3 protein-coding genes are annotated in these 2,796 nt (G+C 59.2%); all 3 read right to left on the reverse strand.

The window, feature by feature from the left end; translation table 11 throughout:
- Positions 1-245: 245 nt before the first annotated feature.
- Positions 246-713 (reverse strand): ABC transporter substrate binding protein, encoded by a 468-nt coding sequence (locus AC629_RS43000; protein WP_168195739.1) that lies wholly within the window; start codon positions 711-713, stop codon positions 246-248.
- Entirely contained in the window at positions 598-1,149 is a 552-nt protein-coding gene (locus tag AC629_RS43005) for an ABC transporter substrate-binding protein (RefSeq protein WP_168195740.1), read from the reverse strand. The genes AC629_RS43000 and AC629_RS43005 overlap by 116 nt, the downstream gene beginning before the upstream one ends.
- Before the next feature lie 298 nt (positions 1,150-1,447).
- Positions 1,448-2,428, reverse strand: a complete 981-nt coding sequence (locus AC629_RS43010) for an ABC transporter substrate-binding protein (protein ID WP_084810663.1) — start codon at positions 2,426-2,428, stop codon at positions 1,448-1,450.
- Between the last annotated feature and the right edge of the window lie 368 nt (positions 2,429-2,796).

Genomic DNA, 2,796 nt, shown 5'->3' on the forward strand with positions numbered 1-2,796 from the left:
GTTATTCGTCCAAGGCGGTTCTAGCGCTTAAGCTAGCACGTGGCTTCAACTTAGACGACGAACTGAAGAATGTAATTCTAGCCGTGTCTCGATCATTCGCGTTTTTACACAGCCAGGGTCAATCGCGTCGTTTCGACGGTCGCCCGGTCACTTCCGGTCTGCCCCCAACTGCGGACATGTCCCTGCGCCGCGTAAACTGTCGCGAAGGGCCATTTCCAGACTCATGCGCCGCAGCAAAGTAAGGTCTATTCGATCACCTCATCGGCCCGCGCGACCACCGACGGAGGGAGGTCGAGGCCTAGCGCCTTCGCGGTCTTGAGGTTGATGATCAGTTGGTATTTGGTCGGAGCCTGCACCGGCAGATCGGCCGGCTTCTCGCCCTTTAGAATGCGATCGATATAGCCTGCCGCGCGGCGGAACTGATCGACCGGATCGTCCGCATACGCGATGAGTCCGCCATGGGCGATATAACGGCGGCTGCTGTACACGGCTGGCAGCCGATGCTGGGCCGCCAGCCGAATGATGAGATCGCGGTGAAGCGTCACCGACGATCCCGGTCCGACCATGATCAGGCCGCCATTCGGGAAGCGCGCGAAATCAGTGATGCCATGCTCGATTTCGCTTGCGTCGCGCACGCCGATCGGCGTCAGCTCGACTCCAAGGGACGGCGCTACCGTTTGGATCGCGGCAAACCCGCCGGAGCCAGCGGGCACGGTAGGATCCCGGATCACGGCTACCCGCGTCACGCGGGGGGGCGACCTCCTTGAGCAGTTCGAGCAATTTCCCGCTCAAGCTAAAATCGTGCGAAGCGAAGCCGGTAGCGTTACCGCCCGGCCGCGCCAAGCTCGCAACCCACCCTCCGCCGACAGGATCGATGACGGTTACGAACACAATCGGCACGGTCCGGGTCACCTGCTGCAAGGCGCTCACGACCGCGCCCGACGAGGCAAAAAGAACATCGGGCTTGAGCGAGATCAGTTCCGCCGCATATCGAGAGCGCTCGACATCGCTCGTGGCCCAGCGGTAGTCGATGCGCAAATTGTCGCCGATGGTCCATCCCAACTGCTGCAAGCCTTGCTCAAACGCCGCGACGCGGTCCCTGTCGGGATCGTCCTCCGCAATCGACAACAACGCGCCAATGCGGCGCATGCGTTCGCCCTGCTGCGCGCGTGCAGTAAGCGGCCATGAAGCCGCAGCGCCACCGACTGCTGCGATAAAGTCGCGTCGCCTCATGGGCTCGCCCTCAGGCCGACGGCCGGAGCCTACCATGCTGATCGCTCGTTGTGCATCACAGGAAGGTTGGCGGCCGATGTCGCCGTTGGGTCACGAGCGTCGGTTGCGCCGCCTTACCGTCATTTCCGGTCTACCCCCTGACAGCAGACATATCGGGAGCGCCGGGATTTCGTCGGTATGGGCTCCGGACTCATGCATCGCAGTAAAAGGGATGCTATTCGATCACCTCGTCGGCGCGGGCGAGCACGGTCGGGGGAATGGTGATGCCGAGTGCTTTCGCTGTCTTCAGGTTGAAAACCATCAAGTATCTCGACGCCTGCTCGACTGGCAGGTCAGCTGGGCTGGTGCCTTTCAAAATCTTGCCAATATAGAACGCGGCACGTCGATACAGATCGTTCAAATCCGCGCCATAACTGACAAGACCACCAGCGTCCACGTTGGCTCTGTTTGCGAAGATCTCGGGCAAGCGATACTTCATCTGAAGATCGGCCAGGAGTGCGCCCTGCGCGGTGTAAAGTGGTGACGATAAGACGAGAACACCACTGACCCTTTCTCGCGACATCGTCCGGAATGCTTCTTGGATCTCGGTGACAGTTCCAGCCGGAGCCAAAACGAGTTGGACTCCGAGTTTTTCACTTATAGCCTCAACCGCCCTTACGGCAGTTGGGTGAGAAGGCGTCGTGGGATTCCAGAGAACACCAATCCGAGCTGCGTCGGGCAACGTTTCTCTCAAAATCTCTAGCTCTTTGACGGAGATCTCCGTGAGAAGCATCGACATGCCGGTGATATTCCCGCCAGGGCGCGAAAGGCTCCCCACATCTCCCAGGCCGACCGGATCGGCATGTTGAGCGAAAACAATGGGAATCGTATTTGTCGCACGTCGCGCGGGCTCCACCTGAGTTGATGCGGGCGCGAAGATAACATCGACATTCATTCGAACGAGTTGGGTTGCGAGATCAAACGTTTGGTCAGCCCGCTCGGCCCATCGGAACTCAATCGCAATGTTCTTACCCTCGACATAGCCGAGATCGCGCAGGCCGCTCCGTAGAGCTTCAACTTCGCTCGTCCAACTGGAGGCAGGGCCAAATCCCAGGTATCCAATCCGCCACACCTTTATGGACTGCTGCGCACGCGCCGCAAGCGGCAACAGAGCCGCCGCACCGCCAAAAAGCGTGACGAAATCGCGTCGCCTCATTGCCCTCGCTCAAGCCTTGGCAACACGCTGAACTAACCGATTACAGCAGAGAAATGCGAGCATTGAAATGGGTCTCGATGGCCAGTTTGCACAGCAGCACTGGCAAGCCCGACAGGTCGCCTATGGGTCTTGGTTGTGTGAAAACACCGAGGCGTTTGGAGGGCGATAGAAGAAGCTATTCGTCCGCGACCCTCTTCACCACCAAACTCGCAAGGGCGCCCAACTTAAAGCACGAAATGAAGAATGTTATTCTCGTCGCGTTTCGATCTTTCGTGTTTCTACACAGCCAGGGTCATTCGCGACGAACCCCACCGATCATGACCGACATCCGATGTCCGCTTCGTCCCGCTTGCGACCGAAATTCGTGG

It is taken from the genome of Bradyrhizobium sp. NAS80.1, from assembly GCF_001908205.1.
Classification (GTDB): domain Bacteria; phylum Pseudomonadota; class Alphaproteobacteria; order Rhizobiales; family Xanthobacteraceae; genus Bradyrhizobium.

Bases quoted from the DNA above. Each gene is read 5' to 3' on its own strand.
- AC629_RS43005 (WP_168195740.1), bottom strand. From the start codon at position 1,149: ATGCGCCGCATTGGCGCGTTGTTGTCGATTGCGGAGGACGATCCCGAC.
- AC629_RS43010 (WP_084810663.1), bottom strand. From the start codon at position 2,428: ATGAGGCGACGCGATTTCGTCACGCTTTTTGGCGGTGCGGCGGCTCTG.